The sequence below is a fragment of the Streptomyces sp. NPDC060205 genome (assembly GCF_042728395.1).
Lineage (GTDB): Bacteria > Actinomycetota > Actinomycetes > Streptomycetales > Streptomycetaceae > Streptomyces.
Genome location: NZ_JBHWZP010000095.1, coordinates 15,390 through 29,686, shown reverse-complemented (window position 1 = coordinate 29,686; position 14,297 = coordinate 15,390). Strand labels below are relative to the sequence as shown.

11 protein-coding genes are annotated in these 14,297 nt (G+C 68.0%); 8 read left to right on the top strand and 3 right to left on the bottom strand.

Annotation, left to right across the window (positions count from 1 at the left end; translation table 11 throughout):
* Window positions 1-30 precede the first annotated feature (30 nt).
* Window positions 31-432: a metalloregulator ArsR/SmtB family transcription factor gene (locus ACFWGJ_RS18820; protein WP_356545527.1), complete on the bottom strand. Its 402-nt coding sequence runs from the start codon at window positions 430-432 to the stop codon at window positions 31-33.
* A 110-nt stretch (window positions 433-542) separates the two neighbouring features.
* Entirely contained in the window at window positions 543-2,108 is a 1,566-nt protein-coding gene (locus ACFWGJ_RS18815) for an MFS transporter (protein WP_387325616.1), read from the bottom strand.
* A gap of 753 nt (window positions 2,109-2,861) precedes the next feature.
* Here ACFWGJ_RS18815 and ACFWGJ_RS18810 point away from each other — a divergent pair.
* From ACFWGJ_RS18810 to ACFWGJ_RS18775, 8 genes are all read left to right on the top strand, one after another.
* Window positions 2,862-3,584, top strand: a complete 723-nt coding sequence (locus ACFWGJ_RS18810) for a hypothetical protein (RefSeq protein WP_387325613.1) — start codon at window positions 2,862-2,864, stop codon at window positions 3,582-3,584.
* A gap of 111 nt (window positions 3,585-3,695) precedes the next feature.
* Entirely contained in the window at window positions 3,696-6,218 is a 2,523-nt protein-coding gene (locus ACFWGJ_RS18805) for a molybdopterin-dependent oxidoreductase (protein WP_387325610.1), read from the top strand.
* Window positions 6,219-6,273: 55 nt separating this feature from the next.
* Window positions 6,274-7,596 (top strand): 3-phosphoshikimate 1-carboxyvinyltransferase, encoded by a 1,323-nt coding sequence (aroA, locus tag ACFWGJ_RS18800; protein WP_387325608.1) that lies wholly within the window; start codon window positions 6,274-6,276, stop codon window positions 7,594-7,596.
* Entirely contained in the window at window positions 7,593-9,128 is a 1,536-nt protein-coding gene (gene gpmI, locus ACFWGJ_RS18795) for a 2,3-bisphosphoglycerate-independent phosphoglycerate mutase (protein ID WP_387325605.1), read from the top strand. The genes aroA and gpmI overlap by 4 nt, the downstream gene beginning before the upstream one ends.
* The gene (locus ACFWGJ_RS18790) at window positions 9,125-9,484 is read left to right on the top strand and encodes a hypothetical protein (protein ID WP_387325602.1); all 360 of its coding nucleotides are present in this window, start codon (window positions 9,125-9,127) and stop codon (window positions 9,482-9,484) included. The genes gpmI and ACFWGJ_RS18790 overlap by 4 nt, the downstream gene beginning before the upstream one ends.
* A 372-nt stretch (window positions 9,485-9,856) precedes the next feature.
* Window positions 9,857-10,729, top strand: coding sequence for a phosphate ABC transporter substrate-binding protein (locus ACFWGJ_RS18785; RefSeq protein WP_387325599.1), 873 nt, complete (start codon window positions 9,857-9,859; stop codon window positions 10,727-10,729).
* A gap of 3 nt (window positions 10,730-10,732) precedes the next feature.
* A complete protein-coding gene (pstC, locus tag ACFWGJ_RS18780; RefSeq protein ID WP_387325596.1) occupies window positions 10,733-12,544 on the top strand; it encodes a phosphate ABC transporter permease subunit PstC in 1,812 nt (603 codons plus the stop codon).
* Entirely contained in the window at window positions 12,532-13,221 is a 690-nt protein-coding gene (locus ACFWGJ_RS18775; protein WP_387325593.1) for a phosphate ABC transporter ATP-binding protein, read from the top strand. The genes pstC and ACFWGJ_RS18775 overlap by 13 nt, the downstream gene beginning before the upstream one ends.
* Before the next feature lie 245 nt (window positions 13,222-13,466).
* Here the strand turns inward: ACFWGJ_RS18775 and ACFWGJ_RS18770 are convergent, their stop codons facing one another.
* Window positions 13,467-14,282, bottom strand: a complete 816-nt coding sequence (locus ACFWGJ_RS18770; protein WP_387325590.1) for a sulfite exporter TauE/SafE family protein — start codon at window positions 14,280-14,282, stop codon at window positions 13,467-13,469.
* Between the last annotated feature and the right edge of the window lie 15 nt (window positions 14,283-14,297).

The following is a 14,297-nucleotide window of genomic DNA, read 5'->3' as shown; positions in this document are numbered from 1 at the left end:
GAACACCCCCTTCGTCACCGGTTCCCGGCTTCAGGCACCTTGAGCCGTCGCGGGCTCGTCCGCCCCGGTCTGGAGGCAGGCCGCCACCGTCTCGGGGTCCATGGCAGCCAGACTCGCGAACATACGCAGCGGTTCGGCCAAGGTCTGGCAGCACATCACGTACTGATTGCTGCGTCCCTTGGGAATCGCCTCGACGAGATTCTGTTCCCTCAGCGGGGCCAGGTGGTGGCTGACCAGTGTCTGGCTCAGGCCGGTGGCCTCCTGCAGTTCCTTGACCGTGCGCGGGCGCTGAGCGATCAACAGGATCAGCGTGAGCCGGGTCTCGTCCGCCAGGGCCCGCAGTTTGGGCGCCAGCATCTGTGCCCGCTCGCGCTCGCTGAGCCACTGGGCGGGATCGCTGACCGCCACCCTCAGTTTCGATGGCCGCGCCATCGCCACCTCCCTCTCGGCCGTGGGCCGGCTGTCCGGCCTGGGCCCAGGCCGGGTGCGAGATCCGGGCCGGGCTGTGGAGTCGATCCTATGCACCGTCGCTCCCCGGGTCTTCAGGAGGTGGCAGGGGCGTCAGCACTGCCGCTGGGGGCGCTGACTTCGGTCTGTGCCGTGCCGTCGTCATCGGCGACACGAGCCTTGGGCAGGATGAACGCGGCCGCGAGGGCGCCGACGACAGCGACCCCGACGGCGATCAGCAGGGTGGTGGCGAACCCTCCGACGAACGACTCCTGCGCGGCGTCGAGGACACGCTGGCCGGCAGCGCCACCCAGTTGCTGGGCGACTGCCGACGCGCCGGACAGCGACTCGTGTACGGCTTCTCCGGCCTCGCCCGGCAGCTGAGCGGCCTGGGGCAGGTCGTCCCGGTACAGCGTGGTGATCACACTGCCGCTGATGGCGATACCGAGTGCGCCGCCGACCTGCATGCCCACGTCCGCCACCGCGGACCCGGCTCCCGCCTGGCGGGCGGCGGAGACGACCAGGATGGCGTCGACGGCCGCCGGCAGGGCGATGCCCATGCCCAGGCCGAACACGGCCAGTCCGATGAGCGCCTGTGTCTCGGCGTCGACGGTGAGCCCGGCGAGGATGCCCAGGCCCGCGGCGCACAACACCAGCCCCAGGACCACCGTGGCCTTCAGGCCCGTGCGCTCCACCAGCTTCGCCGACAGGGGGGCGCCGACCATCATGGTGCCGATGGCGAGCATGCGCAGGCCCGCGCCCAGCGGATCCAGTTCGAGTACCGACTGCAGATACTGGGTGAGCAGGTACAGGCCGCTGTAGAGCCCGAAGGACGTGGCGGCGATCGCCAGGGCGCCGCCTCCGTAGCGGGCGTTGAGGAACAGGCTGACGTCGAGCATCGGATGCTCGGTCTTGCGCTCCCACACGACGAAACCGACCATCAGGGCCACGCCGAGGAACAGCGAGCCGAGGGTGATGACGTCGCCCCAGCCGTTGTGCGGGGCTTCGACCAGGCCGTAGACGATGGCGACCAGCCCGGCCACCGACAGCAGAGCACCGACGAGGTCCAGTCCGGGGTGGCCCTCGGCCTTCGACTCGGGAATCAGCTTGGCTCCGCCGATCAGGGCGATGGCCGCCAGAGGCACGTTGATGAGGAACATCGAGCCCCACCAGAAGTGCTCCAGCAGCAGGCCGCTGACGAGCGGGCCGAGCGGCACGCCGACCGCGGCCGCACCCGACCAGATGCCGATCGCCTTGCCCTGTTCCTCACGAGGGAAGACATCCTTGATGATGGCGAGGGTGGCGGGCATCATCAGCGCCGCCGAGATACCCATGAGGGCGCGGAAGGTGATCAGCATCTCGGCGTTCGAAGCGAACGCCGCGCCCAGGCTGGTCAGTGCGAAGGCTCCCGTACCGATGGAGAGAAGCCTTTTGCGGCCGAACCGGTCGGACAGGCCGCCCGCCATGAGCAGCAGCCCACCGAAGGCCAGGGCGTAGGAGTCGACCATCCACTGCAACTGACTGCTGGTGGCGTCCAGATCCTTCTGGATGCTGGGCAGCGCCAGGTTCAGGATCAGGGTGTCCAGGCCGATGAGGACAAGACTCAGACACAGGATGTTAAGGATCTGCCATCGGCGGGGATGGCCGGCGGAGCGGTTCACTTACTCTCCTCGAACGCAACAGGTTGGCGCCCCGTGGGGCGGCCGGCGGCCGGCCCTGCCCGCGGGGGTTCGGGCAGCGGGCCGACCACCGGCCCAGCCAGACTAAACAGCATCAGCCGTTATCAACAGTCAACGCTGTTGATAACGGCTGGCTTTGTGCGCTGATTCCGGCCATCTCCGCCAGCGCTTCACAACTCACGTACATTTCAGGCCACTTGAAGCGCTGGCATGCCAAGACGCACTCAACGCTACGAAGCGACCGCGAAGCGACATCATCGGGCAAGGGCCGTCAACCCGGTCGTGATGCACGGCAACTTGGCTGATGGGAATGCCAAGTGGCAGGTCACACTCCACATCCGAGGTCACCACCTACCTCGCAGTAGAGATGGCGCGATCGTTTCCAGAGTTACCACGGGGCACTCGAATACTTTGACCGCCATCGATAAATTGAGCGAGAAGCAGCACGGAGGGCCCTGCGAAGGACCTCCGCACGGGGTGTCAAGGGGGCCGAGAAAGACATGCGTACATCCGGTAGGCAGCGACTCGCAGCCACACCGCCGCCAACACGGCGGTAGCACCCCACCATTCCTCCCGTCATGGAAATCGTGCGTGGCGGCACGTTCCTGACAGCACCTCGGACACCACACCACACTGGCGCAACCGTGCGCACGGCACGCGTTCGGTTGCGCCCACGGCTGGAACCGTCATTGGCGAAAACGGTTCAAAGCCTTCCTGTAATTGAAGGGGACAACGATGTCAGTCCACGCCCAGCCACGCCTTGCCCTGGTGGGAGACCGCGGCAATCACGACGAGCCGTCCCACCCGAAGATCGACGCGATGCGTGAGCAGTGGGACCTGACCACCGAGTGGATACCGACCACCGAGATCAGCGACGCCTCCTTCCTGGACGGCTTCGACGGCGTATGGGTAGTGCCGGGAGCGCCGTACTTCAACCAGAAGGGCGTACACATCGCCGTACGCCATGCCCGGGAGAACCAACTCCCGTTCCTGGGCACCTGCGGCGGCTTCTTCAGCGCCCTGATCGAGCACGCGCAGAATGTGCTCCACCTGCCTGAGGCCATCGGCGTCGACGAGGACCCCGAGAAGCTGATGCCCCTCGTCACACCGCTGAAGTGCTCCTTCCGCGGCGAGAAGGCACCGTTGAACGTCAAGGAGAACTCCCAGCTCGCCGGCATCTACGGCACCACCGAAGTGGAGGAGATCTTCCACTGTGACTACGGCCTGACCGACACTTTCATGGACGCCGCCAACCAGGGCTCTCTGCAGCTCAGCGCCTGGGACGTCGACGGCGCACCGCGCGCCCTGGAGATCACCGGTCACCCGTTCTTCCTGGGAAGCCTCTTCCAGCCCGAGCTCTCGTCGGCTCCGGGATCCGAGCACAAGATCATCAAGGCCTTCCTGGCTGCCGTACGCGCCAAGGCCGACACCAACGCCCTGTCCACGCTCACCCCCTGACCAACAGCGCACATCTGCTTGTGACAAGGCCGTGCGGTGTCCCCCGCACGGCCCGGGCACCGCCATGCCCGCCTCGTTCCCCACACCAGGCGGAAGGATCCCCACGTCTCCATGAAGCATGATCAGCACGGTCTTTCCCGGCGCGGTTTCGTCCGCGGCAGTGTCATCGGTGGCGCAGGTCTCGGTACACCGGTGCTCCTTCCGGTGATCTCCGCACACGCCGCCGGCTCGTCCGACGCAGCGGGCGGGTCACCCGCCACCGGCGGTCGGCCAGGCACAGACTTCACCGACCAGTCCGCCGCACTGACCCCGGACAAGACCGTCGCCACGGCCTGCCAGTTCTGCAACTCCAACTGCCGGCTGAACGTCGACCTCAAGGCAGGCCGGGTACTGGCCGTGCGTGGCGAGGACCGCGACCCCGTCCAGCAGGGGCAGGTGTGCGTCAAGGCCGAGCTGATGCCCCAGCTCGTGTACAACAATGAACGGCTGACCCGCCCGCTCCGCCGCGTCTCCGGCGCGAAGGGCTCACCGAACTCCAAGTTCGAGGCCGTGAGCTGGGAAGAGGCCCTGCGCACCATCGCCAAGAAGTTCCTGGCACTGCGCGATGCCGGGCAGGCGCACACGATCGCCAACCGCACCACCGGCCGTCTGCCCCGGGGCACCGGATCACTCGTGGCTCGCCTCTTCGCGATGCTCGGCAGCCCCAACAACACCGACGTCGGACCGGTGTGCAACGACGCCGGCGGCAACGCGCTGGCGACCTCCTTCGGCCTCGGCAACTTCACCAACGGGTACGGAACCGACGGCGCGACGGGCAAGGACGACCTCGGATCGGCCCGGCACTATCTGTTCCTGGGCACCAACCAGGCCGAGACACACCCGGTGACCTTCGACTACCTGCTGCGCGGCCGCGAGAAGACCAAAGCGACCCTGACGGTGGTCGATCCGCGCCTGACGCCGACCGGTGCCGTGGCCGACCGGTGGGTGGCGCCCAAGCCGCACACCGACCTGGCCCTGCTGCTGGGCATGCTCCACCACATCGTGGAGAAGGAGCTGTACGACAAGGCGTTCGTCAAGCGCTGGGTCGTCGGCTTCGACGAACTGCGCGCCCATCTGGCCGAGCACCAGTACACCCCTGCGTGGGCCGCAAAGGTGACCGGCCTCAAAGCAGAGGTCATCATCGAGATGGCCGTGGAGTACGCGTCGGCGAAACCGGCGGCGATCTTCTGCAACGCCGGTATCTCGCATCAACTCGGCGCGTTCGACACCTACCGGGTGCTGACGTTCCTCGCCGCGGTGACCGGCAACATCGGCAAGCCCGGTGGCGGCTGCAACTTCATGCACAACACCTGGCCCGGCGATCTGCACCTGCCATCGCTGGACGTCGAGGTGCCCGAACGGCGCGAAGCTCTGCCGGTCGGTCCGGACTACTTCGCCGAATCCATCCTGACGGCCAACCCCTACCGACTGCGCGCGGTGATGTCCCAGGGCAACCCGCTGGTGTCCTCCGCGAACACGAAGAAGGTCAAAGAAGCCTTCGAGCAGCTCGACTTCTATGTCTACACCGGCCTGTTCATGGAGGAGGCCGCCTACTACGCCGACATCATCCTTCCGGTCTGCAGCGGGCTGGAGATGGAAGGCGTCTACATGCGCCGCGACGACCGTGCCATCCGCTGGCAGGAGCAGGTCGTCGACCGGGTCGGAGAGTCCCGGCCGGACTGGGAGATCTGGGTCGGCCTCGCGCACGCGATGGCTGAACTCGACACCCGCCGTCCCGCCGCGGAGTGGCGCACGGCCTTCCCGAAGCGGTGGCTGGACTACCGGCAGTTGTGGGACGACTTCGTCACCCACACCCCCGGCATGGGCGGGATGAGCCGAACGCGGATGCAGAAGCGCGTCGAGCCCCTGCGCTGGCCGTGCCCCACCGAAGAGCACCCGGGTGTGAGCACCCTCTACCTGGACCACCCCAGTTGGTACCGGGCCGCCGAGTCGCTGGACCCGGCCAATCAGGGCAAACGCTTCCTCACGCCCAGCGGCAAGATCGAGATCACCACCCCGGCCCTGGAGAAGAAGCTGGCGGTCACCGGGCACGGCGCCCTGCCGATCTTCTACACACATCCCGAGGTCACCGGCAAGAACCCGACCCTGTCCTACAGCCGCAAGTTCGTCACCAACCCTCTCAACCCTCAGGCCGTCACCCATCCGGTGCGTCTGGGAGTGCCCGGGAGCGACGCGGTGCACCGTGACTTCCCGCTGATGGGCATGACCGGCCGACCCAGTGTCGTCCACTTCGCCGAGGTCACCCACTGGACACCGACGGGCAAGCAGCTCAACGGCATCCGCTTCATCCAGATCCACCCCGACACGGCACGCCGCTCCGGTATCGCCGACGGAGACGACGTCCACGTCCAGAGCCCTCGCGGTTCGGTGACAGGCACGGCGCTGCTGTGGGAGGGGATCAGGGCGGACACCGTGTTCGTCCCCAACACCTTCGGCCCTGCTCAGAAGCTGGGTGACCTCTTCGACGACCCGCGCTACGAGGCGGCCAACACGCTCCCCGACGACCGCTTCTACGACAACCTCTCCGGCCAGCAGGCCTTCAAGTGCTTCGCCTGCCGGGTCGTCAAGGCCTGAACCACCGCACGAGTACAGGCGCCATCCACCCGTCACCCATTGCTGGAGGCAACGCATGTCCGCCACGCCCGACCCGCGCCTTGAGGCCGAGTCCGTCACCGTCCGGACGTTGGCCGGTTTCGACGAGACGGTGAGCGTCCTCGGATCCAAGAGCTACACCAACCGCTACCTGGCCATCGCCTCCCTCTCGGGCCGCGAGACCGTCATCAAAGGCGCCCTGCTGTCCGACGACACCCTCTACTTCGCCCGTGCCATCGAGACGTTCGGCCACGTCACCTGCGCCGTCGACCACGCCACCGCCAGCATCCACGTCACCCCCACCGGCCAGCCCATGCGCGCCCCGAAGGACGACATCTTCGTCGGCGGCGCCGGCACCCCCCTGCGCTTCTTGATCTCCATGGCCGGCCACGCCCAGGGCACCACGATCATCACGGGCAACACCCGCATGCAGGAGCGGCCCATGGGCGACCTGCTGCAGGCGCTGCCGCCGCTCGGCGTGGACGCCACCGCGGTCCGCGGCAACGGCAGCCCGCCGATCCGCGTCGTGGGCGGCTCCTTCAAAGGCGGCGCCACCACCATCAACGGTCTCGTCTCCAGCCAGTTCACCTCCAGCCTGATCATCAACGCGCTGCGCGCCGAGAACGACACCCACATCACCATCGCGGACGATCTCGTCTCCAAGCCGTACGTCGAGATGACGCTGGCCGCCCTCAAGGAGATGGGCGTGCACGTCGGCCGCGACGGCTACCGCACGTTCACCGTCGCGGCCGGCCAGCAGGCCCGCGGCGGCGAGGTCACCGTCGAGCCCGACGCCTCCGGCATGTCCTACTTCCTGGCCGCCGCCGCCATCCTGGGCAGCCGCGTCGTCATCCCCGGCATCGGATCCGGCTCACACCAGGGCGACGTCCACCTGGTCGACGCCCTGGAGCGGATGGGCTGTCGTACCCAGGTCACCGACGACGAGATCACCCTGACCGGCGGCCCGCTGCGCGCCATCGACATCGACATGGAGGCCATGCCCGACGTCGTACCGTCCCTGGCCGCCGTCGCCGCCTACGCCGAAGGCACCACCCGCATCACCAACATCGCCTCGCTGCGCGTCAAGGAGTGCGACCGCATCGCCGCCGTCACCACCGAACTGCGCAAAATGGGCATCGAGGTCGAGGAACTCCCCGACGCCATGTACATCACCGGCGGAACCCCGCACGGCGCGACCATCGACACCTACGACGACCACCGCATCGCCATGACCTTCGCCATCGCCGGCCTGCGCACCGACGGCGTCGTCATCAAGGACCCGGGCTGCGTCGCGAAGTCCTTCCCCACCTTCTGGCAGACCCTCGACACCCTCCACCCCACCCTGGCGAGCACCAAGTGAGCTCGTCGGAACCGGCGTTCACGGGCCCGGGCATTCTGCTGGTCCTCGACGGCTGGGGCCACGCGGACGCGTCCGACGACAACGCTCTGACGCTGGCGCGCACCCCGGTCCTGGACGAACTGGTGGCCGGCCGTAACAGCACGCTGGCGGAGGCTTCGGGCGACGCGGTCGGTCTACTCCCCGGCACGGTCGGCAACTCCGAGATCGGCCACATGGTCATCGGGGCCGGCCGGCCACTTCCCTACGACAGCCTCCTGGTCCAGCAGGCCATCGACACCGGCGCCCTGCGCGCACATCCGCGGTTGGACACCCTGCTCCGGGAGATCGCCTATTCTTCGGGCGCGCTGCATCTGATCGGGCTGTGCTCGGACGGGCAGATCCATGCCAACGTCGAGCACCTGAGCGAACTGCTGGCCGCCGCGGCCGCCCATCAGGTGCAACGCGTCTTCATCCACGCGATCACAGACGGCCGGGATGTCGCCGACCACACCAGCGGGAGTTACCTGAGCCGCGTGACCGAGCTGACCGCTTGGGCCGAAGCAGGGCAGGTCGCCACCGTCATCGGCCGCGGCTACGCGATGGACAAGGCCGGCAACCTCGATCTGACCGAGCAGGCAGTCACCTTGGTCGCCGACGGGCTCGGCACCTCCGCCGACAGTTTTCAGGCGGCTGTCACCGCCAGTGAACGCGGCGACGAGTGGGTCCCTGCGACCGTACTGGCGACCGCCGGAAACGCGAGCATCGCCGACGGGGACGCGGTGCTGTGGTTCAACTTCCGCAGCGACCGCATCCAGCAGTTCGCCGACCGCCTCAGCGAACATCTGACCGCCACCGGCCGCTCGGTGGACATGGTCAGCCTGGCCCAGTACGACACCCGCGCCGCCATACCCGCCCTGGTCCAGCGGGCGGATGCCTCCGGCGGCCTGGCCGACGAACTCGCCACGGCCGGACTGCGCACGGTCCGCATCGCCGAGGCCGAGAAGTTCGAGCACGTCACCTACTACATCAATGGCCGTGACGCGACCGCGCGCGGCGGGGAGGAACACGTGCGCATCACGGGGGACGGCAAGCCCGACTATGTCGTGCGTCCCGGGATGAACCTCGACCGCGTCACCGCGGCGGTGGTCGAGGCCGCCGCACGTCCGGAAGTCGACCTGGTCATCGCCAATCTGGCCAACATCGACGTGGTCGGGCACACCGGTCACCTGGCAGCCACCGTCCACGCCTGCGAGGCGACCGACGCCGCGGTCGCTCAGATCCTGGAAGCAGCCGGGAACAGTCACCGGTGGGTACTTGCCGTCGGTGACCACGGCAACGCCGAACGCATGACCAAGCAGGCCCCGGACGGAACCAGCCGCCCCTACGGCGGTCACACCACCAATCCGGTGCCGCTGGTGATCGTCCCTCCGAGCACCGACACGCCCGCACCCGCGCTGCCGGATACGGCCACGCTGGCTGATGTCGCCCCCACGGTCCTGCACCTGCTCGGCCACAAATCCGGATCCGCCATGACAGGAAGGCCCCTGCTGTGAGTCCCCAGACCCCCACACTCATCCCGGCCTTGTCGCATCGGACTCCGGCTCTGTCCGGCTGTCTCGGCAAGCCCCACCTCGCGGCCGCCTTCGCCGATGACGCCACCGTCCACAGGCTGGACGTCGGCGTCATCGAGGGTGTGCTCCACGAGCCCGCCGACCGCTCGCGCGTGGTGCTGGGCCTGCACAATCCGTCCCCGACCGAAGCCCGTATCAACCTCAGCACGCTGCTGCCCGAACGCGCCGACTGCACGTGGCGCTTCCTCAGCGGTTCCATGCACACCAGTGACGCGGCCGACGGTCTGTACGTCCACCTGGACGCAGTCGGCACGACGTGGCTCACCGCAGCCGCGTAGAGGAGGGCGTCAGGGTCCGGGCCGTATAAGGCCTGGTCACCTCGCGTCCAGGTGCTGACGGGTATGAATCCGCCGACACCTCCTCGCCAGATCCAACGCAGCCTGCGCGGGGCAGCCTCCTACGGGTTTGCTGTCCCGCGTTCTTCTCTTTCAGGGCACCGCCATCCCCGAAGGATCTGACATGCACACATCCCTGTTTTCTACGCATCGGCCTGGGCAACCACACGTGCTCCCAAGCGCAACCGGCCCAAGCCGTACTTGGTCGGCCCTTCCTCGACGGGCACTTCAGTGACCGCCCCAGGGGCGTCTCAGCACGCCCCGCTCCGTCTCGCCCCCAGTACAGCGGTCACGCACGAAGGAAGGGTCTCAACAGTGTTCAACAAGAAGCTCCGCCGCGCCTGCCTCGCCACCTCGGTCGTAGCGGTCCTGTCCCTGGCAGGCTGCGCCGACAGCGAGGCCGGAAGCAGCGGCGCTTTGCAGGTCAGCGGGTCGACCACCGTCGCACCGGTCGCCGCCGACGCGGCCCAGGCACTCAAGGCCAAGGGGCTCGACATCACCGTCGCCACCCAGGGCGGTTCGGCCGGCGGCATATCGCAGCTCGCCGCGGGCCAGATCAACATCGCCATGAGCTCGAAGCCGCTGGCGAAGGAGGACAAAGCCGCCAACCCGAACACCGACTTCCTATCGACGCAGATCGGTGCCGACGCCGTCGGCGTCATCGTCACGAAGAAGGTCGCCGACGCCGGAGTCAAGAACCTCACCGCCGCGCAGGTACGCGACCTGTTCGAGGGAAAGATCACCAACTGGTCGGAACTCGGCGGCCCGGATCTCGACGTCTTCGTCTACGACAAGGAGCCGGGGCGAGGAACACGGGAAGTCCTCGACAAGTACATCTACGGAGACGAGAAGGCTCCGCCGCCCCCGAAGTCCGGCAACTTCGCCATCGTCGGCGGCAACCTCGAAACCCGTAACAAGCTGGAGTCCACCCCCGGCGCCGTGGCACCGCTGTCCACCAGCTTCGTCGAAGGACGCGACGGCCTGGCCGCGGTGACACTGGACGGCATCGAGGCGTCTCCGGAGAACATCGCCTCCGGCAAGTACCCCATGTCACGGCCGCTGTATCTGCTCACCGACGGCAAGCCCGAGGGATCCGCCAAGAAGTTCATCGACTATGTGCTGACCGCCAAGGGCCAGAAGTTGATGACCAAGCACGGCTACCTGACCCTCAAGGAAATCGGGAAGTAGCCGATGACCACCGGAACCCTTACCCGTCCGCCCGTCGCACCTGACGCCGGCAGCCGCCCACGCCCGTCCAAATGGATCTGGACCTGGCTGTATGCCGGGGCGTTCGTCGTGGCGGCTCTGCTTCTGACCGTCGTCGGCTATCTCGCCGCAGGAGTCGCCAGTGGACGTGTCGACTGGCCGGAGCTGCTGACCGAGTCCGCGTGGAGCCCGCCCAACTCGGTGTACGGCGGCCTGGCGATGATCTACGGCACGGCGGTGGTGTGTGCGCTCGCCCTCGCCATCGCCGTCCCCATCAGCTGGGGGGCGGCCGTCGCGCTGTCGGAATACCTTCCGCCCCGCCTGTCCCGACCCCTGCGCATGTGTGTGGAGTTGCTCGCCGCCGTACCGTCCATCGTCTACGGGCTCATCGGCATCATGGTGATCCGCCCGGTCATCGCGAAGATCGCCGATGTACCCGGCGGAGACAGTCTCGCGGCAGCCGGCATCGTCCTCGCGGTCATGATCACTCCGACGATCGTGGCAGTGAGCGTCGACTCACTCGCCGCGGTACCGGACCGGGTCCGGGAGGCCGCCTACTCGCTCGGTCTGACTCGCCGGGAAGTGGTGCGCTCGGCAGTCCTGCCGCTGGCGCGGTCCGGCATGCGAGCGGCTGTTCTCCTCGGTCTGGCCCGGGCTCTGGGCGAGGCCATCGCCGTGTTCCTGGTCGTGGGAAGGGCGGACGGCCGACTGCCCACCAGCTTCGGCGAGTTCCTCGACTCACTGAGCCATCCAGGACAGACGCTCACGACGAAGCTCGCCGGCCCCGAGCCCGTGCTGGCGGGAACGTCAGGTCCCTACTTCGCCGCGCTGTGCGGGCTCGGCCTCGTCCTCCTCGCGCTGGTGGCCGCTGCGACGGTCTGGGGAACCCGAGGGCGTAACCGCAAGGCGGCGACCGACCGCTCCCTCAAGTTCCGCGGCACTGCGCGGATGCGTCAGCAGCGGGACCGGCTCACCATGACGCTGCGACTGGCGGCCCTGCTTCTGCCCACCGCCCTTCTCGTCGGCATGCTCGCTCTGCTGGTGACGCGGGGAAGCTCCGCGTTCAATCCGTCCTTCTGGTTCACGTCCGCAACAGGCGCGGCCGGAGGGGGCGTGCGCGACCAGATCGTCGGCACCGTGCTGCTCATCGTCACCACGGGCATCCTGGCTCTGCCGCTCGGCTTCGGCGCGGGCATCCTGATCGGGGTCCACGCGTCCGAGCGCACGGCACGCGTGCTGCAGACCTTCACGGTCGTCCTCGGCGGGGCACCGACCATCCTGCTCGGCCTGGCAGGGTTCGTGATCCTGTGCACCACGATGGGCTGGGGCCGGTCCTGGCTGGCGGGTGCGATCGTGCTAGTTCCCGTCGTGGTTCCAGTGATCGCGCTGACCACCTCCGCCCGCGTCAGGAGCATCCCTGCCGAACTCACGGAGAGCGCCATGTCCCTGGGCCTGACGCGTGCGCAGTACGTCCGCTCCGTGGTCGTTCCCTACACCTGGCCAGCGACCACGACCGGCCTGCTCCTCGGTCTGGCCCGGGCCGCGGGCGAGACCGCGCCGCTGCTTTTCACGGCGACCGTCTTCTTCGGCGCGCCCACGGTGCCCAGCGGCATCGTGGAATCGCCGGTGCAGGCCCTGCCGACGCACATCTTCACGCTCTCCCAGGACTCGGGCGACCCCCAGGCCGTCACCCAGGCATGGGGAAGCGCCATGGTGCTCGTCCTGATCACCGCAGTACTTCTCAGCGCGGCGGTCGCGCTGCGTAACCGCTTCGAGGGGGAACGATGGACAACGTGATCACCGTGCGCGAACTACGCGTACGCAGCCGCGACAAGACCTTGGTCGGTCCGGTTTCGTTCGACGTCGGGCAGGGATCGACCACCGGGCTGTGCGGGCCCTCGGGCGCCGGCAAATCCACCATCCTGCGCGCCCTGGTGGAACTGCTCCCCAACGGGCTGACCCGGGACGGCGAACTGCAGGTGCTCGACCGGACGATCGCGCCCGGCAAGGGAGATGCCGACCTGCGGGCGAAGATCGTGCTCGTGCCCCAGATGCCGGTCGTCTTCGGAGGCAGCATCCTCGACAACGCCCTCTTCGGCCTGCGCCATGTGCTGCGCGCCTCCCAGGTCGTCCTCAAGGAGCGGGCGGAAAAGGCGCTGGAGGAGGCCGGGCTGTGGAAGGAGGTGGCCGACCGCCTCGACTCACCCGCACAGAACCTGTCCGCCGGTCAGCGCCAGCGCCTGTGCCTGGCCCGCGCCCTGGCCCTGGAACCGGCCGGACTGCTGCTCGACGAGCCCACCAGCGCACTCGACGAGCGCAGCAGGGACAAGGTCGAACAGTCCATCGCGGCGCTGCACGGTCGCAGGGCGGTGCTCCTCGTCTCCCACGATCCGTCGCAGGTGGAGCGCCTGTGCGACACGACCGTGAATCTGGACCAGGCCGTGACGACCTCCACTGCCGCTGCCGTGGGCTGATCAACCGGCATCGCGGCGAAGGCTCCGCGATGCCCGTGCCTCACCGGCCCGACCCGGTCTCCGGCTTCGTACCGCGACGTCCTGATCGCAGCGGTACGGAGCCGGTGGCTGTCGTGATCTCTTGGGAAGTCATTTCGCGCTAGCTTCGGAAGTCGTTCGGTGACGCATGTAAAGGTCAATAGCGATGAGATTTGATGTCGCACGGACGACTGAAGTGCAAGTGCGAGCCCGTGATGCAGCCGCCATCAGCCGTGTCGGGCTAGTTTGACCGCGGACACAAGCAGGATTACGGCCAGCGCGGGGATGAGAACCACGTCCGGGAACACGCCGAGCAGCAGTCCGCCGAGTACCGCGCCTACGATCGATCCGGCGACCATAACCAGAGCAAAGCGGCGGTTGGCGCTCAGTACCACGAAGCTGTCGTCCCGGCTGTAGCGGGCGAAAGCGACCAGCATCGTCGGCAGCGACACCAGCAGGGAGAGGCTTCCGGCGGTTTTGATGTCCTGTCCGAACAGCAGCACGATTGTGGGGATCAGCAGCTCGCCGCCGGCCACTCCCATGATGGCCGCAACCACACCGATGCCGAAACCGGCCCCCACCCCGAGCGGCACCTGCGCCCCCAGCCGCAGGTCCAGCGTCCCCAACGTGGAGAAGTGCGTGAACAGCAGGGCCCCGGCCATCAACACCATCAACGCGGCCAGCACCTTGTACAAGGTGGAGGAGCGCATCCGCACCGCCCACGAGGCTCCGGCCCAGGCGCCCAGCAGGCTCCCAGCAAGCAGGTTGACCGCAACCGCCCAGTGCGCGGCCAGCGCGGAGGCGGACACGGCCGTCAGGCGGGCGGGCAGCGCGGTCAGAACCACGACCAAGCTCATCGCCTTGTTCAGGATGACAGCTGAGAGAGCAGCGAATCCGAACAAGCTGATCAGCAGCGGGAGGCGGAACTCCGCGCCGCCCAACCCGATCATCCCGCCCAGCACGCCGATGGCGGCCCCCTCACCGAACACCACAGGCATCGAGTGCGCCGCGCGCAAGGCAGTAAGAGCTTGGTCGGTGCTCATGCCAGGCATCCTCGC